Annotated in this window: 22 protein-coding genes; 14 read left to right on the plus strand and 8 right to left on the minus strand. The window is 53.7% G+C overall.

Annotated elements, in window-relative coordinates:
• Positions 1-25: 25 nt before the first annotated feature.
• The 4 genes from clpX to bolA form a co-directional block, all read right to left on the minus strand.
• Positions 26-1,300, minus strand: coding sequence for an ATP-dependent protease ATP-binding subunit ClpX (gene clpX / locus SK51_RS21790; protein WP_006809879.1), 1,275 nt, complete (start codon positions 1,298-1,300; stop codon positions 26-28).
• A 127-nt stretch (positions 1,301-1,427) separates the two neighbouring features.
• Positions 1,428-2,051 carry an ATP-dependent Clp endopeptidase proteolytic subunit ClpP gene (gene clpP / locus SK51_RS21795; RefSeq protein WP_006809880.1) on the minus strand — a complete coding sequence of 208 codons (624 nt, stop codon included), beginning with the start codon at positions 2,049-2,051 and terminating at the stop codon, positions 1,428-1,430.
• Between the two features lie 260 nt (positions 2,052-2,311).
• Positions 2,312-3,610, minus strand: coding sequence for a trigger factor (gene tig / locus SK51_RS21800; RefSeq protein WP_006809881.1), 1,299 nt, complete (start codon positions 3,608-3,610; stop codon positions 2,312-2,314).
• Between the two features lie 331 nt (positions 3,611-3,941).
• Entirely contained in the window at positions 3,942-4,259 is a 318-nt protein-coding gene (gene bolA, locus SK51_RS21805) for a transcriptional regulator BolA (protein ID WP_003859051.1), read from the minus strand.
• Between the two features lie 303 nt (positions 4,260-4,562).
• Here bolA and SK51_RS21810 point away from each other — a divergent pair, with 303 nt between their 5' ends.
• The 7 genes from SK51_RS21810 to cyoE all read left to right on the plus strand — a co-directional run bounded on the left by SK51_RS21810 (position 4,563) and on the right by cyoE (position 11,925).
• Positions 4,563-5,141 (plus strand): lipoprotein, encoded by a 579-nt coding sequence (locus tag SK51_RS21810; protein WP_022647246.1) that lies wholly within the window; start codon positions 4,563-4,565, stop codon positions 5,139-5,141.
• A 45-nt stretch (positions 5,142-5,186) separates the two neighbouring features.
• The gene (gene ampG / locus SK51_RS21815) at positions 5,187-6,662 is read left to right on the plus strand and encodes a muropeptide MFS transporter AmpG (protein WP_023305583.1); all 1,476 of its coding nucleotides are present in this window, start codon (positions 5,187-5,189) and stop codon (positions 6,660-6,662) included.
• Between the two features lie 478 nt (positions 6,663-7,140).
• On the plus strand, positions 7,141-8,088 hold the full coding sequence (gene cyoA, locus SK51_RS21825) for a cytochrome o ubiquinol oxidase subunit II (RefSeq protein ID WP_006809886.1): 948 nt from the start codon (positions 7,141-7,143) through the stop codon (positions 8,086-8,088).
• Between the two features lie 16 nt (positions 8,089-8,104).
• Positions 8,105-10,096 (plus strand): cytochrome o ubiquinol oxidase subunit I, encoded by a 1,992-nt coding sequence (gene cyoB / locus SK51_RS21830; protein WP_048207121.1) that lies wholly within the window; start codon positions 8,105-8,107, stop codon positions 10,094-10,096.
• Positions 10,086-10,700, plus strand: coding sequence for a cytochrome o ubiquinol oxidase subunit III (locus SK51_RS21835; protein ID WP_022647243.1), 615 nt, complete (start codon positions 10,086-10,088; stop codon positions 10,698-10,700). The genes cyoB and SK51_RS21835 overlap by 11 nt, the downstream gene beginning before the upstream one ends.
• Positions 10,700-11,026, plus strand: coding sequence for a cytochrome o ubiquinol oxidase subunit IV (locus SK51_RS21840; protein WP_006809888.1), 327 nt, complete (start codon positions 10,700-10,702; stop codon positions 11,024-11,026). Before SK51_RS21835 ends, SK51_RS21840 begins: the two co-directional genes overlap by 1 nt.
• 11 nt (positions 11,027-11,037) lie before the next feature.
• The gene (gene cyoE, locus SK51_RS21845; protein ID WP_022647242.1) at positions 11,038-11,925 is read left to right on the plus strand and encodes a heme o synthase; all 888 of its coding nucleotides are present in this window, start codon (positions 11,038-11,040) and stop codon (positions 11,923-11,925) included.
• 40 nt (positions 11,926-11,965) lie between these two features.
• Here cyoE and fucU read toward each other — a convergent pair whose 3' ends face one another.
• The 3 genes from fucU to fucI are packed head-to-tail and all read right to left on the minus strand — an operon-like array spanning position 11,966 to position 15,618.
• Positions 11,966-12,394, minus strand: a complete 429-nt coding sequence (fucU, locus tag SK51_RS21850; protein WP_023305581.1) for an L-fucose mutarotase — start codon at positions 12,392-12,394, stop codon at positions 11,966-11,968.
• Positions 12,387-13,790, minus strand: a complete 1,404-nt coding sequence (fucK, locus tag SK51_RS21855; protein ID WP_048207123.1) for an L-fuculokinase — start codon at positions 13,788-13,790, stop codon at positions 12,387-12,389. Before fucK ends, fucU begins: the two co-directional genes overlap by 8 nt.
• A gap of 49 nt (positions 13,791-13,839) precedes the next feature.
• Positions 13,840-15,618, minus strand: a complete 1,779-nt coding sequence (gene fucI, locus SK51_RS21860; RefSeq protein ID WP_023305579.1) for an L-fucose isomerase — start codon at positions 15,616-15,618, stop codon at positions 13,840-13,842.
• A gap of 407 nt (positions 15,619-16,025) precedes the next feature.
• On the opposite strand from fucI, the gene SK51_RS21865 reads away from it, so the two are divergent.
• The 7 genes from SK51_RS21865 (at position 16,026) to SK51_RS21895 (ending at position 24,317) form a co-directional block, all read left to right on the plus strand.
• Positions 16,026-17,525 (plus strand): sugar ABC transporter ATP-binding protein, encoded by a 1,500-nt coding sequence (locus tag SK51_RS21865; RefSeq protein ID WP_048207125.1) that lies wholly within the window; start codon positions 16,026-16,028, stop codon positions 17,523-17,525.
• Positions 17,526-17,527: 2 nt separating this feature from the next.
• Positions 17,528-18,511 carry an ABC transporter permease gene (locus tag SK51_RS21870; RefSeq protein ID WP_022647237.1) on the plus strand — a complete coding sequence of 328 codons (984 nt, stop codon included), beginning with the start codon at positions 17,528-17,530 and terminating at the stop codon, positions 18,509-18,511.
• 46 nt (positions 18,512-18,557) lie between these two features.
• Positions 18,558-19,508, plus strand: a complete 951-nt coding sequence (locus tag SK51_RS21875; protein WP_023305578.1) for an ABC transporter substrate-binding protein — start codon at positions 18,558-18,560, stop codon at positions 19,506-19,508.
• 11 nt (positions 19,509-19,519) lie between these two features.
• Positions 19,520-21,109 carry an FGGY-family carbohydrate kinase gene (locus tag SK51_RS21880; RefSeq protein ID WP_032670931.1) on the plus strand — a complete coding sequence of 530 codons (1,590 nt, stop codon included), beginning with the start codon at positions 19,520-19,522 and terminating at the stop codon, positions 21,107-21,109.
• A 60-nt stretch (positions 21,110-21,169) separates the two neighbouring features.
• The gene (locus SK51_RS21885) at positions 21,170-22,165 is read left to right on the plus strand and encodes a LacI family DNA-binding transcriptional regulator (protein WP_023299444.1); all 996 of its coding nucleotides are present in this window, start codon (positions 21,170-21,172) and stop codon (positions 22,163-22,165) included.
• A gap of 28 nt (positions 22,166-22,193) precedes the next feature.
• Positions 22,194-22,841: an L-fuculose-phosphate aldolase gene (gene fucA / locus SK51_RS21890; protein ID WP_017383181.1), complete on the plus strand. Its 648-nt coding sequence runs from the start codon at positions 22,194-22,196 to the stop codon at positions 22,839-22,841.
• Between the two features lie 114 nt (positions 22,842-22,955).
• Positions 22,956-24,317, plus strand: a complete 1,362-nt coding sequence (locus tag SK51_RS21895; protein WP_022647234.1) for an MFS transporter — start codon at positions 22,956-22,958, stop codon at positions 24,315-24,317.
• A 32-nt stretch (positions 24,318-24,349) separates the two neighbouring features.
• Here SK51_RS21895 and SK51_RS21900 read toward each other — a convergent pair whose 3' ends face one another.
• Positions 24,350-24,841, minus strand: coding sequence for a YajQ family cyclic di-GMP-binding protein (locus SK51_RS21900; RefSeq protein ID WP_022647233.1), 492 nt, complete (start codon positions 24,839-24,841; stop codon positions 24,350-24,352).
• Positions 24,842-24,898: the final 57 nt, after the last annotated feature.

Here is a 24,898-nt window from a genome sequence, read left to right on the forward strand (position 1 = left end):
TTAACTGATTGTATGAAATGGTGAATTATTCGCCAGATGCCTGCTGCGCTTCCGGTTTACCGTAAATCAGTAACGGCTTGGTCTGGCCACCAATGACGGACTCGTCGATCACGACTTTTTCGACATCTTCCATAGAAGGAAGATCGTACATCGTGTCGAGCAATGCTGCTTCCACGATAGAACGCAGGCCACGGGCACCGGTTTTACGCGCCATCGCTTTCTTTGCAATCGCGTCCAGTGCTTCGTCACGGAATTCCAGCTCAACGCCTTCCAGATTAAACAGCGCCTGATACTGCTTGGTCAGCGCGTTTTTCGGCTCTTTCAGGATCTGAATCAGCGCGTCTTCGCTCAGTTCGTTCAGGGTCGCCACAACCGGCAGACGGCCGATAAATTCCGGAATCAAACCAAATTTGATCAGATCTTCCGGTTCAACCTGCGCCAGCAGCTGGCCTTCGTTTGGTTTTTCAGACGTAGCTTTCACCGTTGCGCCAAAACCAATGCCGGAGCCGGTTTCCACACGGTGAGAGATCACTTTATCCAGGCCTGCAAACGCACCACCACAGATAAACAGGATTTTGGAGGTATCAACCTGCAAGAATTCCTGCTGCGGATGTTTACGCCCACCCTGCGGTGGAACAGCCGCAACCGTACCTTCAATCAGCTTCAGGAGCGCCTGCTGCACGCCTTCGCCCGAGACGTCACGGGTGATGGATGGGTTGTCTGATTTACGGGAGATTTTGTCAATCTCATCGATATAGACGATCCCGCGCTGGGCTTTCTGTACGTCGTAATCGCACTTCTGGAGCAGCTTCTGGATAATATTTTCAACGTCTTCGCCCACATAACCGGCTTCGGTCAGGGTGGTGGCATCCGCCATGGTGAACGGAACATCCAGCAGGCGCGCCAGCGTTTCTGCCAGCAACGTTTTACCGGAACCCGTAGGCCCGATCAGCAGAATGTTACTTTTGCCCAGTTCCACGCCATTGCTGGTATCGCCGTTACGCAGACGCTTGTAGTGGTTGTATACCGCCACCGCCAGCACTTTTTTCGCCTGCTCCTGACCAATGACATAGTCGTCCAGGTGGTGGCGAATCTCGTGTGGTGTTGGTAACGCGCTGCGCTCACGGTGCGGCGCGACTTCTTTAATCTCTTCGCGAATGATGTCGTTACATAAATCGACGCATTCGTCGCAGATATACACGGACGGCCCGGCAATCAGTTTACGCACTTCATGCTGGCTTTTGCCGCAAAAAGAGCAGTACAGCAGTTTGCCCGAACCATCTTTGCGTTTATCTGTCATGAGTCCAAACCTCTTTTTAAGTTCTATGTGCCGCACATGACGACGCAAATGCCATACTCAGACGCAAGCTGCTTACAGGCAACGTGCCGCCCTAAATTAGTATAGCGGCACACTCGCGTCGCGGGCATCAATTACGATGGGTCAAAATGGAGTCGACTAAGCCGTACTCAACTGCCTCAGGTGCAGACAGGAAGCGATCGCGCTCGGTATCGCGCTCGATCTGCTCGAGTGGTTGACCCGTATGCTGCGCCATAAGTTCATTCATGCGCGCTTTTACTTTCAGAATTTCTCGGGCGTGGATTTCAATATCCGTCGCCTGGCCCTGGTAACCACCCAGCGGCTGGTGAATCATCACGCGGGAGTTAGGCAGGCAGAAACGCTTACCTTTCGCCCCTGCGGTTAACAGGAAAGCCCCCATGGACGCCGCCTGTCCCATACAGATGGTGCTGACATCCGGCTTGATGAATTGCATGGTGTCATAAATAGACATGCCCGCCGTAATCACACCGCCCGGCGAGTTGATGTACAGGTAAATGTCTTTTTCCGGGTTTTCCGCTTCCAGGAACAGCATCTGCGCCACGATCAGGTTAGCCATATGGTCTTCCACCTGGCCGGTCAGAAAGATAACGCGTTCCTTGAGCAGACGGGAATAGATATCGAAAGATCGCTCACCGCGTGAGGTCTGTTCAATAACCATTGGCACCAGCGCCATATGGGGTGCAAAGTTATCTCGTTCGCCACTGTATGACATTTCCGTCTCCTGGTTCAAAATTGAAAACACCTGCTGTACTGATTGTAACCTTATGGACGGATTATCAGCCAGTCTCAATCATCGTGATTACATACTAATGGGGGTCGCCATGCCCTATTTCAAGCATAACAACGTTTTGTTGTAACGCTAACACTGAAAGGGCGTTTTAGCACCCTTCCAGGACTAAAGCTGTGATAAAAAAAACCCGTCGCCGGAGGGCAACGGGTTTTTTGTTCAAACTTTAAACCGTTGGGGCGAAATTACGCCTGCTGGTTCATCAGTTCGGTGAAAGAGGTCTCTTTTTCGGTTACTTTCGCTTTCGCCAGTACCGCTTCAACAGCCTGCTCTTCCAGTGCAACGTTGCGCATGTTGTCCATCAGCTCTTTGTTCTTACCGTAGAACTCGATCACTTCTGATGGATCTTCGTATGCAGAAGCCATCTCTTCGATCAGGCCTTTCACACGCTCTTCGTCAGCTTTCAGCTCGTGGGTACGAATCACTTCGCCCAGCAGCAGGCCAACAACAACGCGACGTTTCGCTTGCTCTTCGAACAGCTCGCGTGGCAGTTCCATCGCTTGCTGCTGGTTGCCACCGAAGCGCTGTGCAGCCTGACGGCGCAGAACGTCGATTTCGCTGTCGATCAGAGCAGCAGGAACGTCGATGTCGTTCGCTTTCACCAGACCTTCAATCGCCTGAGACTTCACGCGGTTACGTACAGCGCCGTTCAGCTCGCGCTCCATGTTTTTACGCACTTCAGCACGCAGACCCGCAACAGAACCATCTTCCACGCCGAAACGCTTGATGAATTCTTCAGTCAGTTCTGGCAGTTCGCGCTCTTCAACTTTCTTCAGGTTGATGACGAACTTCGCTGCTTTACCTTTCAGGTTTTCAGCGTGGTATTCTTCAGGGAAGGTCACGTCGATGGTGAACTCTTCGCCTGCTTTGTGGCCTTTGATACCGTCTTCGAAGCCTGGGATCATACGACCCTGGCCCATCGCCAGTACGAAATCAGACGCTTTACCGCCTTCGAACTCTTCGCCGTCTACTGAACCGGTGAAGTCGATGGTTACGCGGTCTTCCGCGTCAACAGCGCCTTCTTTCTCTTTCCAGTTCGCCTGCTGCTTACGCAGGGTATCCAGCATGCCGTCAACGTCTTCGTCAGTCACGGAAACGATCGGTTTTTCAACTTCGATTGATTCCAGACCTTTCAGCTCAACTTCCGGGTACACTTCGAACTCTACGGAATAGGTGAAGTCTTCGCCCTGCTTGTATTCACCTGGAACGTAGTTTGGCGCGCCGGCTGGATTGATTTTTTCTTTGATGATCGCGTCGATAAAGTTGCGGCTCATCAGTTCACCCAGCACATCCTGACGCACGGAAGCGCCATAACGCTGAGCAACAACATTCATTGGTACTTTGCCCTTGCGGAAGCCGTCAATACGTACTTTTTTTGCTACGTTGACCAGCTCGCTTTTCACAGCAGTTTCGATGCTGTCAGCAGCGATAGTAATCGTTACACGGCGGCCAAGGCCTTGAGTGGTTTCAACTGAAACTTGCATCTTGTTACCTCAAAAAAATCACAGTGCTCGGTCAACTCTGAATCTGTCTGTTATACCGGGATGCTCTCTTATGTGCAGATTCACATTCCCTGTCGCCAGAATCATCCCGAAGACATTCAATAAGACGCGGCATTATAGCGGCATCACTTAGGTGAGTCGAGAACGGTTGGAGCATGTTGCTGCGGCTTTTTTCACACTTTAAGGCTATTTTTAGCCTTAAAAACGCGCCATCCGCTCAAAACTCAGACAAAACAAAACGGCCCGAAGGCCGCTTTGACGAAATCTGTAAGCAACATACTGGAAAAACTCCGGCGGTTGCAAATCCGATTTATCAGGCGATGGTGCCTGCACCCCGACAAGGCGGTGATGCGAATACCGTATCCTGCAGCCCTTCCCATTCCTTAATGGTGTAGGTATGCAGCGCCAGCGCATGTACGGTTGTGGAGAGTTCTTCCGTCAAGGTGCTGTAGATCAAGCGGTGTCGGTTCAGGAAACGTTCTCCCGTGAAGCGATCGCTGACCAGAACCACTTTGAAGTGGCTTTCAGAACCTGCCGGCACGTTATGACGATAGCTTTCGTCGACAACTTCGAGAAACACAGGGTTGAACGCTGCCCTTAATTTTTCTTCTATCTGTTCACGTATCATCATGAAATCACTCCTCCGACAACGCTAAGATGTCACCCATCCCTTTAAATATTAGCCGCTTTTACCGGTTCCATTACACCGTGACAACAAATATTTAGCTTTCGTCTGATTTTCTCATCCAAACGGATGAAGTTCACTATGAGGTTCGTACGTTTTGTCACTTACAGGCAGAGAAAAGCGGAAAGGTGGTCAGTTTTCGGACAAGGCGATGAATTTACATGCGTTGACCACTTCCCCTGGCCGTTGGCGATGTTATGATGGCGGCAATTTTTCTCTCTTTGCTTACGATTCGTTGAGAACCCGAAAATGTTAAAAAAAATCTTCTTTCCGTTGGTAGCACTCTTTATGCTCGCCGGTTGCGCAACCCCGCCGACGACCATTGACGTTTCACCAAAAATTACCCTGCCTCAGCAGGATCCAAGCCTGATGGGCGTGACGGTCAGCATTAATGGCGCCGATCAGCGTCAGGACCAGGCGCTGGCGAAAGTGACTCGCGACAACCAGCAGGTTACGCTGACCGCTTCCCGCGACCTGCGCTTCCTGTTGCAGGAAGTACTGGAAAAACAGATGACCTCCCGTGGCTACATGATTGGCCCAAGCGGCGCGGTTGATCTGCAAATCATCGTGAACAACCTGTACGCTGACGTCTCCCAGGGTAACGTTCGCTACAACATTGCGACCAAAGCCGATATCTCCATCATCGCTACCGCGAAGAACGGCAACAAGATGAACAAAAACTACCGTGCAAGCTATTCCGTTGAAGGCGCATTCCAGGCCTCCAACAAAAATATCGCTAACGCGGTTAACAGCGTGCTGACTGACACCATTGCCGACATGGCACAGGACACCAGCATTCACGACTTCATCAAGCAGAACGCACGTTAATCCTGCTGACTGACCCGGTGCTTCACCGGGTCAGTTCATAAGAACATGTCCAGTCACTACTTACGCATTTTCCAGCAACCGAAATCAGCTATTCTGCTGATCCTGGGTTTCGCCTCCGGTTTACCCCTTGCGCTCACCTCCGGCACGTTACAGGCGTGGATGACGGTTGAGAACATCGATCTTAAAACCATTGGTTTCTTCTCGCTCGTCGGCCAGGCTTACGTCTTTAAGTTCCTGTGGTCGCCAGTGATGGATCGCTATACCCCACCGTTCCTCGGGCGCCGTCGCGGCTGGTTAGTGATGACGCAGGTGCTGCTGTTGCTCGCCATTGCCGCAATGGGTTTCCTTGAACCGTCAACGCAGCTGCGCTGGATGGCCGCGCTTGCGGTGGTCATCGCCTTCTGCTCCGCCTCGCAGGACATTGTTTTTGACGCCTGGAAAACGGACGTCCTGTCAGCAGAAGAGCGTGGCGCCGGTGCGGCAATCAGCGTGCTCGGCTACCGCCTGGGTATGCTGGTTTCCGGCGGACTCGCACTGTGGCTTGCTGACCGCTATCTCGGCTGGCAGGGCATGTACTGGCTGATGGCCGCACTGCTGATCCCCTGCATTATTGCCACCCTGTTCGCGCCTGAACCGAGCGATGTGATCCCGGTTCCACGCTCGCTGGAGCAGGCCGTCGCCGCACCGCTGCGCGACTTCTTTGGTCGCAATAATGCCTGGCTGATCCTGCTGCTTATTGTCCTTTATAAGCTTGGCGACGCTTTCGCCATGAGTCTGACCACTACCTTCCTGATCCGCGGCGTCGGGTTTGATGCGGGCGAGGTCGGCGTGGTGAACAAAACCCTGGGGCTGTTTGCCACGATTGTCGGCGCGCTGTACGGCGGCGTATTGATGCAGCGCCTGACGCTGTTCCGCGCTCTGCTGATATTTGGCATCCTTCAGGGCGCTTCGAATGCCGGTTACTGGCTGCTGTCGATCACCGACAAGAATATGATCAGTATGGGGACGGCGGTATTCTTTGAGAACCTGTGCGGCGGTATGGGCACTGCGGCATTTGTCGCCCTGCTGATGACGCTGTGCAATAAGTCATTTTCCGCTACCCAGTTTGCGCTGCTCTCTGCCCTTTCCGCCGTCGGGCGCGTATACGTTGGCCCCGTCGCGGGCTGGTTTGTTGAAGCCTACGGTTGGCCGACCTTTTATCTCTTCTCGGTGGTGGCGGCCGTGCCGGGGATTTTATTGCTGCTGGTCTGTCGCCAGACGCTGGAATATACCCAGCGGACGGAACACTTCATGCCGCGCACGGAATATCACGCTGCCTATCGGTTTGCCCTGCGTCTGCTAATGGCAGGTTGTCTTGTCCTGGTAGGGTGGCTCACGGTGCTCATCATGAATGCGACTACCGACTTGTCACTTCCTTTTGAAACCCTTCTGCTTGATGCAGGTGTGTTTCTCGCTCTGGCGGGGATCCTGACGGGTGGGATGCTGGATTTCATGTCATTACGAAAAACGCAGATGACATGAAGTAAAAAGCGAAAGGTTATTTCCCGTTGTAATAACAGCCCGAAATTATAACGGTGAAATAACCGCCATCGACAAAAAAAATATTTGTTGTTTTGTGCGGGATAGCATTCGGAAATTATTGGAGCTTATTTCGCTACGCTATTTTTCATTAAACGATTCAGCATTCGAAACATTGAATTTTCGTTTTTTAGTTGTCTTTTTATTGATAATTAATTGTTAACTAATTGTGTGTTTTTCGCAAGGGTTATACCAATTGTCCCTTTTGCGGTATGCTGGGGCACCCTTTCGTTATAACGCTCACTCCGTGCGGCTTCCGTCTGGAAACGCGACATAATTTGCAACACTTGTGACATGTGCGGCAGAACCCAGTAACACCTTCCTGACACAGGGCTAATGATGTTTACAGTAATGTAACCTTCCCGTAAAATGCCCCCACACTTTAAACGCCACCAGACTCCCGTGGAATTGAGGTCGTTAAATGAGACTCAGGAAATACAATAAAAGTTTGGGATGGTTGTCATTATTCGCAGGCACTGTATTACTCAGTGGCTGCGATTCTGCACTACTAGACCCCAAAGGACAGATTGGACTGGAACAACGTTCATTGATACTGACGGCTTTTGGCCTGATGTTGATTGTGGTTATTCCTGCCATCTTGATGGCTGTTGGTTTCGCCTGGAAGTATCGTGCGAGCAATAAAGATGCGAAGTATAGCCCTAACTGGTCACACTCCAATAAAGTGGAAGCTGTGGTCTGGACGGTACCTATTCTGATCATCCTGTTCCTTGCTGTACTGACCTGGAAAACCACTCACGCACTTGAGCCGAGCAAACCGCTGGTTCACGATGAAAAACCCATTACTATTGAAGTGGTCTCCATGGACTGGAAATGGTTCTTCATCTATCCAGAACAGGGCATTGCTACCGTGAATGAAATCGCCTTCCCGGCGAACACTCCGGTTCAGTTCAAAGTGACCTCCAACTCCGTAATGAACTCCTTCTTCATCCCACGTCTGGGCAGCCAGATTTACGCGATGGCCGGTATGCAGACTAACCTGCATCTGATTGCGAATGAAGCAGGCACCTACGACGGTATCTCCGCCAGCTATAGTGGCCCGGGCTTCTCGGGTATGAAGTTCAAAGCTATCGCTACGCCAGACCGCGCGACTTTCGACCAGTGGGTTGCAAAAGCGAAGCAGTCTCCAAACACCATGTCTGACATGGCGGCGTTCGAAAAAGTGGCTGCACCTAGCGAATACAACAAGGTGGAGTACTTCTCTAACGTGAAACCGAATCTGTTCAAAGATGTTATTGGCAAATTTATGGATCACGGCATGAGCATGGACATGACCCAGCCTGAAGGCGAGCACAACACGCACCAGGGTATGGAAGGCATGGACATGAGCCACGCGGAAACCGCTCACTAAGGGGCCGAGGAAGAAAATGTTCGGAAAATTGACATTGGATGCGGTGCCGTACCATGAACCCATTATCATGGTTACGATTGCTGCAATTATCATTGGTGGCGCGGCCTTAGTTGGCCTGATCACTTACTTCGGTAAGTGGAGCTACCTGTGGAACGAGTGGCTGACTTCGGTTGACCACAAAAAACTCGGCATCATGTACTGCATCGTCGGTATCGTCATGTTAATTCGTGGCTTTGCGGATGCAATCATGATGCGTAGCCAGCAGGCGCTTGCGTCTGCGGACGAAGCCGGATTCCTGCCACCGCACCACTACGATCAGATCTTTACCGCTCACGGCGTTATCATGATCTTCTTCGTGGCGATGCCGCTGGTAATCGGTCTGATGAACGTTGTCGTTCCGCTGCAAATCGGCGCGCGCGACGTTGCGTTCCCGTTCCTGAACAACCTGAGCTTCTGGTTCACCGTTGTCGGCGTTATCCTGGTTAACCTGTCACTGGGTGTGGGCGAATTTGCTCAGACCGGCTGGCTGGCCTACCCGCCACTTTCGGGAATTGAGTACAGTCCGGGCGTGGGCGTTGACTACTGGATTTGGGCGCTTCAGCTCTCCGGTGTCGGTACCACCCTGACCGGTATTAACTTCTTCGTGACCATCCTGAAGATGCGTGCACCAGGTATGACGATGTTCAAGATGCCAGTATTTACCTGGGCATCTCTGTGCGCCAACGTCCTGATTATCGCGTCGTTCCCAATTCTGACCGTCACCATCGCGCTGCTGACCCTGGATCGCTATCTGGGTACCCATTTCTTCACGAATGATATGGGTGGCAACATGATGATGTACATCAACCTGATTTGGGCCTGGGGTCACCCGGAAGTGTACATTCTGGTTCTGCCGGTGTTCGGTGTGTTCTCCGAAATCGCGGCAACCTTCTCGCGTAAACGTCTGTTTGGTTACACCTCTCTGGTGTGGGCAACCGTGTGTATTACCGTCCTGTCGTTCATCGTCTGGCTGCACCACTTCTTCACCATGGGTGCGGGCGCCAACGTAAACGCCTTCTTCGGTATTACCACTATGATTATCGCGATCCCGACCGGGGTTAAGATCTTCAACTGGCTGTTCACCATGTACCAGGGCCGTATCCAGTTCCACTCAGCGATGCTGTGGACCATCGGCTTCATCGTGACCTTCTCCGTAGGTGGGATGACCGGCGTGCTGCTGGCGGTTCCGGGCGCTGACTTTGTCCTGCACAACAGTCTGTTCCTGATTGCGCACTTCCATAACGTTATCATCGGCGGCGTCGTCTTCGGCTGCTTCGCAGGTGTGACCTACTGGTGGCCAAAAGCGTTCGGTTTCACCCTGAACGAAAAATGGGGCAAACGCGCGTTCTGGTTCTGGATCATCGGCTTCTTCGTGGCGTTTATGCCGCTGTACGTGCTGGGCTTCATGGGGATGACCCGTCGTCTGAGCCAGCAGATCGATCCGCAGTTCCATCCGATGCTGATGATTGCAGCGGGCGGCGCCGCGCTGATTGCCTGCGGTATCCTGTGCCAGCTGATTCAGTACTACGTGTCTATCCGTGACCGTAACCTGAACCGCGACCTGACCGGTGACCCGTGGGGTGGCCGTACGCTGGAGTGGTCTACCTCTTCTCCACCTCCGTTCTATAACTTTGCCGTAGTGCCGCACATTCATGAGCGTGACGCATTCTGGGAAATGAAAGAAAAAGGTGAAGCGTACAAGCAACCTGAACATTACGAAGAGATCCATATGCCGAAAAACAGCGGTGCGGGCATCGTGATTGCCGCCTTCGCAACGGTATTTGGTTTCGCAATGATCTGGCACATCTGGTGGTTGGCGATTGTTGGCTTCGCTGGCATCGTAATCAGCTGGATTGTGAAGAGCTTTGACGAGGACGTGGACTACTACGTACCAGTCCGTGAAGTTGAAAAGCTGGAAAACCAGCATTTTGACGAGATTTCTAAAGCGGGGCTGAAAAATGGCAACTGATACTCTGGCGCACTCGACTGCCCACGCGCATGAACATGCGCACCATGATACAGGACCGACGAAAGTCTTCGGTTTCTGGATCTACCTGATGAGCGACTGCATCCTGTTCTGCTGTCTGTTCGCAACCTATGCCGTTCTGGTGAACGGCACAGCGGGCGGCCCGACCGGTAAGGACATCTTTGAGCTGCCGTTCGTTCTGGTTGAAACCGCACTGCTGTTATTCAGCTCCATCACCTACGGCATGGCGGCTATCGCCATGTACAAAAACAACAAAAGCCAGGTTGTTTCCTGGCTGGCGTTGACCTGGTTGTTTGGTGCTGGCTTTATCGGGATGGAAATCTATGAATTCCATCACCTGATTGCGGAAGGCTTTGGTCCGGATCGCAGTGGCTTCCTGTCAGCGTTCTTCGCGCTGGTCGGCACCCACGGTCTGCACGTGACCTCTGGTCTGATCTGGATGGCAGTGCTGATGTTCCAGATCTCCCGTCGCGGCCTGACCAGTACTAACCGTACCCGTATCATGTGCCTGAGCCTGTTCTGGCACTTCCTGGACGTGGTATGGATCTGTGTGTTCTCTGTTGTCTATCTGATGGGGGCGATGTAATGAGTCATTCTAACGATCATGGCGCTTCCCACGGCAGCGTAAAAACCTACATGACAGGTTTCATCCTGTCGATCATCCTGACGGTGATCCCGTTCTGGATGGTGATGAACGGTTCTGCATCTAAGCCGGTTATCCTGGGCGCAATCCTGGTGACCGCGGTGATTCAGATTCTGGTGCATCTGGTTTGCTTCCTGCACATGAACACCAAGTCCGATGAAGGCTGGAACATGACGGCCTTTATCTTTACCGTGATTATCATCGCTATCCTGGTAGTCGGTTCCATCTGGATTATGTGGAACCTTAACTACAACATGATGGTTCACTAAGAGCGGCGAGTATGTTTAAGCAATACCTGCAAGTCACGAAACCAGGCATCATCTTTGGCAACCTGATCTCCGTAATCGGAGGGTTCCTGCTGGCCTCTAAAGGCAGCATTGATTACACCCTCTTTATTTACACGCTGGTCGGTGTGTCACTGGTGGTTGCGTCCGGTTGTGTATTTAACAACTACATCGACATGGATATCGACAAGAAGATGGAAAGGACCAAAAATCGGGTGCTGGTTAAAGGCCTGATTGCTCCTTCCGTCTCGCTGGTGTACGCCACCTTGCTGGGTATTGCTGGCTTTATGCTGCTGTGGTTTGGTGCTAACCCGCTGGCCTGCTGGCTGGGGGTGATGGGGTTCGTGGTGTATGTAGGCGTCTACAGCCTGTATATGAAACGCCACTCCGTCTACGGCACGCTGATTGGTTCTCTCTCCGGCGCTGCGCCGCCGGTGATTGGCTACTGCGCCGTCACGAACGAGTTCGACAGCGGTGCGCTGATCCTGCTGGCTATCTTTAGCCTGTGGCAGATGCCGCACTCCTACGCCATCGCGATTTTCCGCTTTAAGGATTATCAGGCAGCGAACATTCCGGTTCTGCCGGTCGTGAAAGGCATCTCAGTTGCCAAAAACCACATCACGCTGTACATCATCGCTTTTGCCGTGGCAACGCTGATGCTCTCTCTGGGCGGTTACGCCGGATATAAATATCTGGTGGTGGCCGCTGCGGTGAGCGTCTGGTGGCTCGGCATGGCTCTGCGCGGTTACAAAGTGGAAGATGACAAGGTCTGGGCACGCAAGCTGTTTGTGTTCTCGATTGTCGCCATCACCTCCCTGTCCGTGATGATGTCCGTAGACTTCATGGTGCCAGATTCACAAAGCCTGCTGACGTACGTCTGGTAAGAAGACTGAAGTAAAAACGCCGGGTTTAACCCGGCGTTTTTTATTGGTACAGCGTAACCCCTTTCTTTAACAGTATATTGCCGTATTTCGCTGTCTCGCCTGTCACCACAATGGCGTACGCTTTCTGTGCCCGCGCATAAAACGCATAACGGTCAATTCGCATAATCCCCTCCCCTTCCGCCTCACCAAAGAGTGCGTTGCGATAGCGTGCTTCTACCTGTATATCGAGCGTATCCCCGTCGACAGGGGCCATCATCACCAGCGGTGGCGCATAGCTGTCGAGTTCAAACAGCGGTATCACCGCGGCCAGCAAATCGCTGATGAGCAGGCCATCTGCGCGGATCGTCTTTGGCCCCAGGCTGTGCGCGGGAAAGTGAGCGTCTGCAAAAATAATCTCGTCACCATGGCCCATCTCTGCCAGCGTTTTCAGCAGCTCGGGTGAAATCAGTGGGGATATCGTTTTAAGCACGGCTTTGTTCCTCAGGATAGAAATAACGGTAACGATAGTGGACCCGATCGCGAGCAGCCTCAGCGCTGGCCGTTTCTCCGACGCCCCACCATCCGTACAAAGACGCCCCCAGCACGGTCGTATCTGCATCTTCAAGAACCTTCACCGGGATCCCAAGCGCATTGGACTTGAGCTGATTCCACAGCATATTGCGGCTACCTCCCCCCACCAGCAGGAGTTCACGCGCCTTAAATTGCGCGATCGCCTCCAGCGCCTGGAGTTTTTCTTGCAGATGCACCGTGAGTCCTTCCAGGGCTGCGCGATAAAAATGGGCTGGCGTGGTGGTGAGCGTAACGCCCTGCCAGCCAGCGAGCGGAGAATCGAGCAACTGGGTATTCATCGTGACGCCATCCGCCCCGTACGGAATTGCCGCCGCCTGAGCCAGAATAGTGTCCCAGTTGACATCAGGCGACCAGAACAGCGCGCGGATCCACTCCAGTACGCCAGACGCCAGATATTGCATTCCCGGATTATAGAGCCCCGTCCGGCTATCCAGTTCGCAGGTCGCGCCCGGGTATTGCCCCAGTAAAGCGGTATCAACCTGCGAGGTGCGCGCCATTAAAATCTCCCAGGTTCCCGAAGAGAGAACCGGCTCATTAATTCCCGCACCGGCGCCAAAAAGGGCAAACTGCGTATCGTGCCCGGCGGAGATCACCGGCACACCGCAAGGCAATCCGAGTCTGGATGCAGCGTCGGGCTGCAGTTCACCCATCATCTCTCCGGGGGAAACCAGCGGCGGGAAAAGGGAATGAGGCACGCCGATCTTGCTTAAGATCGTTTCGCTGAAGCACCGCTGATGCAGATCGAACATCTGACTGGTACCGGCCATCGTGAGATCGGTCGTCATTTTTCCGGTCAGGCGATGGTTGATTAGCGAGGAGATAAAAAGCCAGGCGTGAGCACGCTGTAACAGATCGGGATGGTTGTCCTGAAGCCAGCCTAGCTTATACAACGTGTTGAAACTAAACTGCCCAACGCCGGTGATCTGCTGTAGTTCAGCCGGGGAGCATAAACGGGCAACCGCTTCCATCACCGGCACGGTCCGTGGACATTTCCAGCTGATGATCGGGTAAAGCAGTTCTCCCCGCTCATCCACCAGCGCGCCATCCACGCCAAAGGTCGTCACACTCATTCCGCACAGTTGATGCTTGCTCAGCACTGCGCTGATTTTCTGACAACAGACGGCAAAACGTTGCATGATGGCATCGAGCGACCACTGGTGCCAGGCCGGATATTCAGCGGCACTTTCGCTCTCGTTCGCCACCGAGGCTCGCGCCACAATATTCCCTTCAGGATCCAGCGCAATGGCGCGCACGTTCGTCGCGCCACAATCGAGAACCAGAAAACATTTTTTCATTGCGGTCCCCACAGGCTGCCAGTCCGCCGGAGCAGGCTGGCAAACCGGCTTATTGTTTGTATAACGGTCCGTAATTTTTACAGGCGCGGTAATCCTGCCCTTCCGGATCCATACCGTGAGCGCCCCAGGCCGTCGGCCGATAAATCAGCGCCTCCGGTACGTTATGCATGCACACGGGAATGCGCAGCATGGACGCCAGGGTGATGAAATCAGCACCGACGTGCCCGACGGTTAATACTCCGTGGTTAGCGCCCCAGTTCGCCATCACTGAATAGACGTCACTGAACGGGCCTTTACCGGTCAGACGTGGGGCAAACCAGGTGGTGGGCCAGGTTGAATCGGTGCGCTTATTCAGAATGTCATGTACTTGTTCCGGCAGCTCAACACTCCAGCCTTCCGCTATCTGTAATACCGGGCCCACCCCCTTGATGAGGTTTACGCGGGTCATGGTAAATGGCACGCCACCTCGGGTGAGGAAGTTTGATGAGAAACCGCCCCCGCGAAAGTATTCATGCACCGCCGGACACCAGTGGGTTGCGGCCAGGCACGCGTTGGCTTCCTGCTCAGTAATGTCCCAGTGTGGTTTCAGGGTCGGTTTCCCCTCGGCATCTTTCTGCTCCGCTGTACCGTCCAGTGCCGCCGAGCCGGAGTTGATCAGATGAATAATGCCCTGCTCAGCCCGTCCAGTGAGTTTCTGACCGGTAACACGCTCAACCGACTCTGGCGACCAGTAGGTGCGCACGTCGGCAAAGATTTGCGCTGTACCGGTCATCAGATGTCCAAACAGCATTGCTACCCCGTTCAGGCTGTCATTTTCCGTCGCCACCACCAACGGCTGGCGAATACCGTTCCAGTCAAAGGAGCTGTTCAGCAGCGCCTCTGCGGTATCGCCATTTGGATACTGATCCGTCCAGTGGCGCTGTCCCTGGAACCCAGACGCGATGGCGTTATAGCCCAGAGATTCCTCCACGCGGCCCATCGCAGCGAGTTTTGGGTTACCCTGCATCATGTCGCGGATGCACATCGCCATCAGCAGACTCTCCCGCAGGATCGCGGCATTCTCCTGTTCATTGCGACGATACTGCTCCGCGTTTTTATCCTCGCCGAAACGGAAATGTGCTTGCGCCCAGTCCAGGGCCAGCTCAAGTTCTTGCTCGTCGTAAATCTTATGATCGATGCGGCGACGCAGTTCGGTCATATCCACCGCCTGCACCTTCATCCCCAGCCAGGATTCAAAGAAGTTGTGATCGACAATCGAGCCCGCAATCCCCATCGAGACGCCGCCCACCGACAAATAACTTTTCCCCTTCATGCTGGCGACCGCCAGGCCCGCCCGGGCGAAGCGCAACAATTTTTCTTCGACGTCTGCCGGGATGGTCTCGTCGCCCGCATCCTGTACATCGTGGCCATATATGGAAAACGCCGGGATCCCTTTCTGGTTATGCGCCGCCAGTGCCGCCGCGAGATATACTGCCCCCGGACGCTCGGTGCCGTTAAAGCCCCAGATCGCTTTCGGACGCAGCGGATCCATATCAATGGTTTCACTCCCGTAACACCAGCAGGGGGTGACGGTGATCGTCAGACCAACGTGGCACGTGCTGAACTTCTCTTCGCAAGCAGCGGCCTCCGCCATTCCGGCAATGCAGCTATCGGCAATCACGCACTCAACGGGCGTACCGCAGGGGTGGCGTAATTTTTCACTGAGTAGCGCCGCCGTGGCTTTCGCCATGTTCATGGTCTGCTCTTCCAGAGACTCGCGTACGCCCATTCGGCGGCCATCAATAACAGGTCGAATGCCAATACGGGGTAACGCTTTTATCGTTTTCATAGCCCTTCCTCACGTTGGTTAACCTATCCGTCTCAGGGGCATAGCCGTGAAAAAGCGCCCAGGCAGCGCCGTGAACGGAAAGTGGTGAAATTTGCTAACTCGAATTAGCTTAGGGTTCACACTAAAAATGAGACAAGATAAATGTGCAGGATCTGTGAGCAGTTTCACGATGAGAGGTCAAAATTCGATCAGCGTCAGGTATTACGATTCAGCAAAAACTAAACATATCTTTTAAATTCAATCAAATAACAAAATACCTTTGCACGACGTCACAATTTGAATACAAATGATTTGGCTAAATTATAACCCTAAAATAGCTTTTAAGGACGAAAGCTAAGTCGAGTTAGCTTATTAACTAAATCACTGTGGCTTGTGATTCATTGCCTTTCCAACACAGGAATTTTGCAATGTCAGAGACTCTTATTCAGATGACGTGCATTACCAAACGCTTTCCCGGCGTGCTGGCGCTGAATCAGGTTGATTTCGATTTACGCTGCGGCGAAGTTCATGCCCTCTTAGGTGAAAACGGTGCCGGCAAATCGACGCTGATGAAAATTTTATCCGGTGTTTACCAACCTGATGCCGGTGAAATTCGCTTTGAAGGGCAATCTGTATCATTCAGCGATCCGCTAAGTGCTCAGCATGCAGGTATTACGATTATCCATCAGGAATTTAATCTCTTCCCCGATTTAACCGTGGAAGAGAATATCTTTATTGGCCGTGAATTCTGCAAAAATAGTCGCTGGCAGTTAGATAAACGCGCCCAGCGACAGGCGGTTGAGAAAATACTGCACACGCTGAATTTAAAAATCGCCCCGGACGCCCGCGTCAGTGAATTAACCGTAGCCCAGCAGCAGATGGTGGAAATTGCCAAAGCGATTTCGGTCAATGCCAAAGTGCTAATCATGGATGAACCCACCGCCGCGCTGACCGAAAGTGAAATCGAGAGTTTGTTTGACGTCACGCGGATGCTCAAGGCTCAGGGCACGGGGATTGTCTACATCTCGCACCGTCTGGAAGAGCTGGCGCTGATCGCCGATCGCGCGACCGTCATGCGCGACGGACAATACATCGCCACCGTAGATTATGAAACGGTTCAGATCGGCGAGCTTATCGCCATGATGGTTGGCCGCAATCTCGATAACATCTACCCAAAACGCCCGCCGCATCAGCGCAGAGAAAAAGTGCTGGAGGTGAACGGCCTGACGCGTAATGGTGTACTGCATGACATCAGCTTTACCCTCTGGCGCGGTGAGATCCTCGGTCTCGCTGGCTTAATGGGCGCAGGCCGAACTGAACTGGGCCGGGCCCTGTTTGGCGCCGATGCTATCGACGCTGGCACCCTGACGCTGAACGGCACCCCCACACGTATTAAAGACGTGGCTGACGCCATTGAGAAAGGCATCAGCTATTTAACAGAAGACCGCAAAAAAGAGGGACTCGCCCTCGGCCTTTCTGTTGAGATGAACATTATGCTCGGCAATTACCCGGACTACGCTGGCGCCGCAGGTAATGTTGATGAAAAACGCTGCCGGGAGTCCAGCCAGAAACTGGTGGATACGCTGCGAATAAAAACGCCACATCTGGAACAGGCGGCACTGAATTTAAGCGGCGGTAATCAACAGAAGATTATTATTGCCCGCTGGGTCTGCAAAGACACCGATATTTTAATTTTTGATGAGCCAACCCGGGGAATTGACGTTGGCGCCAAGCTGGAAATCTACGAATTAATGAATCGCCTTGTCGCTAAAGGTAAATCGATCATCATGATTTCATCCGAACTGCCGGAAGTATTAGGAATGTGCGACCGCATACTCGTGATGCGCAGCGGCCGCATTGCCGGCGAAATAGCGGCTGAGCACGCCACCCAGGAAAAAATCATGCAATACGCCACGCTGGAGGATTAATCATGTCCGTTACCGTTCCATCGCCGCAAAGCGGAAGTCATACGATGAAAATAAATAAAGCGCTCCTGATGCGTCTGGCGCCTCTTTTTAGCCTGGTATTGCTGGTTCTGTTTTTCAGCTTCAGCTCACCGTTCTTCTTTAATACTGAAAATATCATGACTATCGCCCTGCAAACGGCGGTGATTGGCATCATGGCCATTGGCGTGACCTTTGTGATTATTACCGCCGGGATCGACCTGTCACTCGGATCGGTGGTGGCGTTCTCAGGGGTTGCGGTGGGCATCGCCGCCGGGTTTGGTATGCCGTTGCCGGTCTGTATTCTGGCAGGCGTGCTCGCAGGGGGACTTTGCGGCTATGTGAACGCGTTTCTGGTCACCAAAATGACCATACCACCGTTTATTGCCACCCTCGGCTTAATGATGTCGGTACGCGGCATCAATATGGTGATGACCGATGGCCGCGCGATTTATTTTTCTGACTACCCGCAGTTCAAGCTGCTAGCACAGGGTCGCCTGTTCGACGTTCTGCCTTATCCGGTGTTCTACCTGGTCATCGTGGCACTGATCGCCATGTGGATCCTGAAGAAAACGGTGATGGGCCGCTATATCTACGCTGTCGGCAGCAATGAAACGGCGGCACACCTTTCCGGGATCAAAGTCCAGCGAGTGAAAATTTTCGTTTACGCCTTCTGCGGCCTGTTAACCGGCGTGGCCGGGGTGATCCTCGCCTCTCGTCTCAACTCAGGCCAGCCAACCGTGGGCGTGGGTTATGAGCTGGAAGCCATTGCGGCGGTAGTGATCGGCGGTACCAGTCTGATGGGCGGCGTGGGCACGATTGGCGGCACCATCATAGGCGCGTTCATTATGAGCGTGCTGAAAAACGGCCTCAATCTCATGGGCGTGTCCCAGTTCTGGCAGATGGTGGCGATGGGCGTGGTCGTCGTTGCCGCCGTCTACCTGGACACGTTACGTAAAAGAATGCGTTAGGTTCTCGATACAACAAGCCCTGCCAACCCTACAACGGAGCAAAATAATGAAAACCAGCCATATCCTGAGCGCCCTGTCGCTCGTAGCCATCCTGTCCAGCAGCGCGCTGGCAAAAGATTTAAACCTGCCGGTGGTCAGTAAAGGTTACCAGCACGAATTCTGGCAGACGGTCAAAATGGGAACGGAAGCTGCCGCAAAAGAGTTGGGTGACAAAACCAGCTACGTTGGCCCTGCCGATGAAACGCAAATCGCCGAACAGATCCAGTTAGTCGAAAACACCATGGCACAAAAGCCAAACGGCCTGTTGCTGGCCGCACTTGATGCAAACGCCCTTGCCCCGCTGGTCGAAACCGCCAACAGCCGGGGGATCAAAGTGGTGACCTTCGACTCGGGCGTGAACTCGGATATCCCGGCCAGCTTTGTCGCCACCAATAACCGTAAGGCGGGCGCACAGGCTGCGGATGCGCTGGCGGAGCAGGTAGGCCAGAAGGGGAAAGTGGGTATTATCGCTCACGTAGCCGGGACGACGTCCGCCATTGAGCGCTCTGAAGGATTCAGCGAGCGAATGAAAGAGAAGTACCCGAATATTCAGGTACTGCCGGTGCAATACAGCGATGGCGACCCGCAAAAAGCGATGGATAAAACCATTGATATGGTTCAGGCCAACCCGGATATCGCCGGTATTTATGCCACCAACGAAGGCTCAACCCTGGGCGTTGCGAACGCTATCGACAGCCAGAATCTGAAGGGCAAAGTAAAAGTCATCGGTTTTGACAGCACCGAAGCCATCATTAACTTCCTTAAAAACGGTGTGATTCAGGGCTTCGTGGTGCAGGACGCCTATCAGATTGGTTATCAGGGCATAAAAGCGCTGAACGCGGTGATTTCCGGACAGACGGTGGCCAAAGAAATTGATATTCCAGTGAAATATGTCAATGCGCAGAATATCAACACGACTGAAATTGATAAACTGCTGCATCCGTTTGGTAAAAAATAAGGAAGTTCATGATGAGTGACGGCTATTTCCTCGGGGTAGATGTAGGTTCAGCCAGCGTTCGTGCAGGGCTTTACTCTGCGCAAGGCGAGCGTTTGAGCTTCGCGACCCGTCCGATTTCGCAGTTTCACGCCAGCAATGCGCGCGTGGAACAATCCTCTGTGGAAATCTGGCAGCAGGTTTGTGCGGTGGTGCGGGAAGCCGTCGACTCCTCTGGGATTTCACCTGACGCCATTCGTTCGATTGGCTTCGACGCCACGTGCTCGCTGGTCGCGCTGGATGCTGACGGTAACGGCCTGAGCGTCTCCCCGGACAGTCCGGCATCGCAGGACATCATTATGTGGATGGATCATCGTGCTCACGAAGAAACCGTTCACATCAATGCCACACGCGATCCGGCCCTGTGCTACGTGGGCGGCGAGGTCAGCATCGAGATGGAGTTGCCAAAACTGCTGTGGTTGCAGCGGCATCATCCTGAAACCTGGAATCAGGCCTGGCGCTTTTACGACCTTGCCGATTTTCTGGTCTGGAAAGCGACGGGCCAGGACGTCGCCAGCCTGTGCACCCTCACCTGCAAATGGAACTACCTTGCGCATGAGGCGCAGTTCAGCGAATCGCTGCTCAGAGCGGTGGGGCTGGAAAACTTACTGACAAAAATTCCCGGCACTATTCTGGACGTCGCTGAATGCGTCGGAAAACTCAGCCCGCAGGCAGCGCAAGCTCTGGGTTTGTCCGAAGAAGTGGTTGTGGCAAGCGGCATGATCGATGCCCACGCGGGTGGCGTGGCGCTGACGGGCTCACACCCGGAAGGCACGCTGGCGCTCATCAGCGGAACCTCGAACTGCCATATGCTTGCCAGTCAGACGGAGATCCATACGCCCGGCGTCTGGGGACCTTACTGGAGCGCCATGCTGCCGGGCTACTGGCTGACGGAAGGCGGGCAAAGTGCTGCCGGGGCGCTGGTCGACTGGACGTTGCGCGAGCACGGAGTCAGCGCAGAGCTGTTTGCAAAAGCAGAAGCGGCGCAATGCCATCCGGTGGCATTACTCAACGACTGGGTAGCCGCGCTTGAACAGGAAGAAAAATATCCCACCCGCAACCTGCACATTCTGGCCGATCACCACGGCAACCGCTCGCCGCGTTCGCGTCCTGATGCCCGGGGCAGCGTTGTCGGTCTGACATTAGAGACCGGTGAGCGCGCGCTGGCGAGGCTCTATCTGGCCACGCTACAGGCCATTGCCTACGGCACACGACACATTATGGATACTCTGAAACATCATGGGCACACCTTGTCGCGCATTGTCATTTGTGGTGGAGCTACTCATAACCGGCTCTGGCTGCGGGAGTATGCCGATGCCACAGGCTGCGATATTCACCTTTTAGCCGAAGAAGATGCGGTCACTCTCGGCGCGGCCATTTGCGGCGCTGTGGCGAGCGGTGCATGGGCAACGCTTACCGACGCCACCCGGGAAATGGTCAAAGCCGGCGATATCATCCCCCGTCGGCCGGAAACCGCGGCCTTCCACCGGCAAAAATATGAGGCGTACCTGATGCTGTGGACCCAGCAACAGGCGCTTAATCTCCTGATGCAGCAGGAAATGTAATGGCAGGATGCGTATGCTTTATCAGCAGTTTTTACGTACGTTAAGGATTGAGGCGTAGCGATGGCCAAAACAGTTGAACAGATAGCGAAGGATCTGAATTTATCCGTCACCACCGTGCGGCTGGTACTGAGCGGGAAAGCCGAACAGTATCGGATCAGTGTGAAAACACAGTCCCGAATTAATGAACACGTCGAGCGCTTCGGCTATACCCTCAACCATTCGGCGCGCAGTCTGAAGTTAAACAAAACCGAGACGCTGGGGCTCATCGTGCCCAACATCTCAAACGTGTTCTTTGCAACGCTCGCCGAGAAACTCGAACTGCGCTGCCGCCGTTCGGGTTACCAGCTGATGATCAGCTGTACTTACAACGATGTGGATTACGAAAACAAGCTGGTAAAAGCTCTGATGGCGCGCAACGTGGACGGCTTATTTATCGTTCCCTCGACGCTGGAAAATCAGCAGCATCATTTGCGGCAGATCCAAAAGCCACTGGTGCTCCTTGACCGGGATTTTGGCTTTACTGACAACGCGCTGGTAGAGAGTCATAACGAGGCTGGGGGGGATGAACTGGCCCGCAATATGCTGGAAGAGTGCAAAACGCCGCTCTGGTTCCTTGTGGGCGATACCGCACTGCCCAGCATTACGGACCGTCTGAACGGCTATTTGCAGGCCCTGAAAACAGCCGGTATTCACCATCGCGAGTGGGTCATCGAAGGGCCGGACAATACGCCGGAGGGGGGATATGCCCTGATGGATTCGCTTATCGACAGCCAGGGTGTTCCGCAGGCGTTTATCGCCTCATCGTTACCCGTCCTGGAAGGGGCAATCGAAGCCCTGCGGACGCGTACCGGTACCGTGCCTCAACACATCAATATTGGCACCTTCGATGAGCACCCCATGCTGGGGTTCCTGCCTAACAGCGTCTGGTCCATGCAGCAGGATGAAGATACCTGGGCGGAAAAAGCGTTTGAACTGATGCAGCGAGCCATCGACGGCGAAGCGGTCAACGAGACGGCGAAAGTCGATATGAAGCTGGTCAAACGTTCCCGCCAGTAAAAATAAAACTGTACCCGGAGAATAAAAAATGGAACGAGCCCGATTAGCCAGAGACATTATCGACACCTGCCTTGAGATGACCCGCATGGGATTAAATCAGGGCACCGCCGGGAATATCAGCGTTCGCTATCGCGACGGTATGCTGATTACGCCGACCGGAATTCCCTACGAGCATCTGACCGAAGAGAGTATCGTCTATGTCGATGCACAGGGGCGACACGAAGAGGATAAACTGCCCTCCAGCGAATGGCGTTTTCATCAGGTTGTGTATCAGACCCGCCCGGATGCTAACGCCGTCGTCCATAACCATGCGGTTAACTGTACCGCCGTCTCGATACTCAACCGCCCCATTCCTGCTATTCACTATATGATTGCCGCCGCCGGGGGAAACTCCATTCCCTGCGCGCCTTACGCGACCTTCGGGACGCGCGCGCTGTCAGAGCATGTCGCGGTCGCGTTACGCGATCGCAAAGCGACGCTATTACAGCACCACGGCCTGATCACCTGCGAAGAAAATCTTGAGAAGGCACTGTGGCTGGCGCAGGAGGTAGAGGTGCTGGCAAAACTCTACCTGGCCACGCTGGCGATCGTGGATCCCGTTCCGGTACTCAGTGACGATGAAATTGCCATTGTTCTTGAGAAATTTAAAAGCTACGGGTTGCGCGTCGAGGCGTAATTTTTTATCCGGGGGTGCTTTTATCACACCCTCGTAATATCTCTTAAACAAACACCTATTTACCGCACTTATCACCCCGCCTAAACTATGGCCTGCTTTTTGGTAGAGGTGGTAATGAACGATTATAAAATGACGCCAGGTGAACTGCGTGCGACCTGGGGTTTAGGGACTGTTTTCTCGCTGCGGATGCTTGGCATGTTTATGGTCCTGCCCGTTCTGACCACATATGGCATGGCGTTACAGGGTGCCAGCGAAGCGCTGATTGGTTTGGCGATCGGTATCTACGGCCTGGCACAGGCGATATTCCAGATCCCCTTTGGCCTGCTCTCCGACCGCGTGGGTCGCAAACCGCTGATAGTCGGCGGGCTGCTGGTGTTTGTACTTGGCAGCATCATCGCCGCCCTCTCCCACTCCATCTGGGGAATTATTCTTGGCCGCGCCCTGCAAGGTTCCGGGGCGATTGCCGCCGCCGTGATGGCGCTGCTGTCAGATTTAACCCGCGAGCAAAACCGCACCAAAGCCATGGCGTTTATTGGCGTCAGCTTCGGCGTTACGTTTGCCATTGCCATGGTGCTGGGGCCGATTATTACCCATTCACTCGGCCTGCACGCCCTGTTCTGGATGATAGCCGTGCTGGCAACCATCGGGATCGCACTCACGCTGTGGGTTGTGCCGGACAGTAAAAACCATGTCCTGAACCGTGAATCCGGGATGGTCAAAGGCTGCTTCAGCAAAGTCATCGCCGAGCCGCGCCTGCTTAAGCTGAACTTCGGCATTATGTGCCTGCACATTCTGCTGATGTCCACCTTTGTCGCCCTGCCCGGTCAACTTGCCGCAGCAGGTTTCCCGGCGGCAGAGCACTGGAAAATTTATCTGGTCACAATGCTGATCTCGTTTGTCTCCGTTGTGCCCTTCATTATTTACGCCGAAGTGAAGCGCAAAATGAAACGCGTCTTCGTGGGCTGCGTGGCGTTACTGTTGATTGCCGAGATTGTGCTGTGGGGCGCCGGCCCACATTTCTGGGAGCTGATCGCAGGCGTACAGCTGTTCTTCCTGGCGTTTAATCTGATGGAAGCCCTGCTGCCGTCGCTTATCAGCAAAGAGTCTCCGGCAGGATACAAAGGCACCGCGATGGGCATTTACTCCACCAGCCAGTTTCTCGGCGTGGCGATCGGCGGGTCACTCGGCGGCTGGGTGGACGGTCTTTTTGATTCTCAGACCGTGTTCCTCGCCGGTGCGCTACTGGCGATGCTCTGGCTGTTTGTTGCCAGCACCATGAAAGAGCCGCGCTATGTGAGTAGCCTGCGGGTAGAAATTCCCGATGACGTGGCAATCGGTGACGCGTTACAACAGCGTCTGGAAGCGACAGAGGGCGTGAGCGAAGTGCTGATTGTCCCGGAAGAGCGCAGTGCGTATGTCAAAATTGACAGCAAAGTGACTAACCGCTTTGAGGTAGAGCAGGCGCTGAAGGCGTGAAAAAATGCCCGGTTTAGCCGGGCATAATTGTCTTAATCGCGGAAGTTTTTAAACTGGAATGGCTGACCGAGATCGCCGCCACGCACCAGCGCCATCACGGATTGCAGGTCATCACGGGATTTTCCGGTCACGCGGATCTCTTCCCCCTGGATCTGCGCCTGCACTTTCAGCTTACTGTCTTTGATAAGCTTAACGATTTTTTTCTGTACCGCGCTTTCAATCCCCTGCTTCAGCTTCGCTTCCACAAACCAGGTTTTGCCGCTGTGAACAAAATCTTCCGGTACATCAAGTGAGGTCCCTTCAATGCCGCGCTTGAGCAGCTTGGCGCGCAGGATATCCAGCAGTTGGTTGACCTGGAAATCAGACTCACTCAGGACTTTGATTGTCTTGTTCGCGTCGTTCAGTTCAATGGTCGCCTCAACGCCACGAAAATCGAAACGTGACTCCACTTCACGAATAGCATTATCTACGCCGTTACGCGCTTCCTGCAGATCAACTTCAGAAACAATATCGAAAGATGGCATCTTTTCTTCTCCCTTCATTTTTGTTGCGTTGCATAATACCTGCAACGAGGCATAACG

The organism is Enterobacter sp. MGH85, from assembly GCF_001037655.1.
Classification (GTDB): Bacteria; Pseudomonadota; Gammaproteobacteria; order Enterobacterales; family Enterobacteriaceae; genus Enterobacter; species Enterobacter intestinihominis.

Coding starts and splice junctions, on each gene's coding strand:
- bolA (WP_003859051.1), bottom strand. CDS start 4,259: ATGATGATACGTGAACAGATAGAAGAAAAATTAAGGGCAGCGTTCAAC.
- ampG (WP_023305583.1), top strand. CDS start 5,187: ATGTCCAGTCACTACTTACGCATTTTCCAGCAACCGAAATCAGCTATT.
- SK51_RS21880 (WP_032670931.1), top strand. CDS start 19,520: ATGAGTGACGGCTATTTCCTCGGGGTAGATGTAGGTTCAGCCAGCGTT.
- clpP (WP_006809880.1), bottom strand. CDS start 2,051: ATGTCATACAGTGGCGAACGAGATAACTTTGCACCCCATATGGCGCTG.
- fucA (WP_017383181.1), top strand. CDS start 22,194: ATGGAACGAGCCCGATTAGCCAGAGACATTATCGACACCTGCCTTGAG.
- SK51_RS21870 (WP_022647237.1), top strand. CDS start 17,528: ATGTCCGTTACCGTTCCATCGCCGCAAAGCGGAAGTCATACGATGAAA.
- SK51_RS21865 (WP_048207125.1), top strand. CDS start 16,026: ATGTCAGAGACTCTTATTCAGATGACGTGCATTACCAAACGCTTTCCC.
- SK51_RS21900 (WP_022647233.1), bottom strand. CDS start 24,841: ATGCCATCTTTCGATATTGTTTCTGAAGTTGATCTGCAGGAAGCGCGT.
- cyoB (WP_048207121.1), top strand. CDS start 8,105: ATGTTCGGAAAATTGACATTGGATGCGGTGCCGTACCATGAACCCATT.
- fucK (WP_048207123.1), bottom strand. CDS start 13,790: ATGAAAAAATGTTTTCTGGTTCTCGATTGTGGCGCGACGAACGTGCGC.
- SK51_RS21835 (WP_022647243.1), top strand. CDS start 10,086: ATGGCAACTGATACTCTGGCGCACTCGACTGCCCACGCGCATGAACAT.
- SK51_RS21840 (WP_006809888.1), top strand. CDS start 10,700: ATGAGTCATTCTAACGATCATGGCGCTTCCCACGGCAGCGTAAAAACC.
- SK51_RS21810 (WP_022647246.1), top strand. CDS start 4,563: ATGTTAAAAAAAATCTTCTTTCCGTTGGTAGCACTCTTTATGCTCGCC.
- cyoA (WP_006809886.1), top strand. CDS start 7,141: ATGAGACTCAGGAAATACAATAAAAGTTTGGGATGGTTGTCATTATTC.
- clpX (WP_006809879.1), bottom strand. CDS start 1,300: ATGACAGATAAACGCAAAGATGGTTCGGGCAAACTGCTGTACTGCTCT.
- cyoE (WP_022647242.1), top strand. CDS start 11,038: ATGTTTAAGCAATACCTGCAAGTCACGAAACCAGGCATCATCTTTGGC.
- SK51_RS21885 (WP_023299444.1), top strand. CDS start 21,170: ATGGCCAAAACAGTTGAACAGATAGCGAAGGATCTGAATTTATCCGTC.
- SK51_RS21895 (WP_022647234.1), top strand. CDS start 22,956: ATGAACGATTATAAAATGACGCCAGGTGAACTGCGTGCGACCTGGGGT.
- tig (WP_006809881.1), bottom strand. CDS start 3,610: ATGCAAGTTTCAGTTGAAACCACTCAAGGCCTTGGCCGCCGTGTAACG.
- fucI (WP_023305579.1), bottom strand. CDS start 15,618: ATGAAAACGATAAAAGCGTTACCCCGTATTGGCATTCGACCTGTTATT.
- SK51_RS21875 (WP_023305578.1), top strand. CDS start 18,558: ATGAAAACCAGCCATATCCTGAGCGCCCTGTCGCTCGTAGCCATCCTG.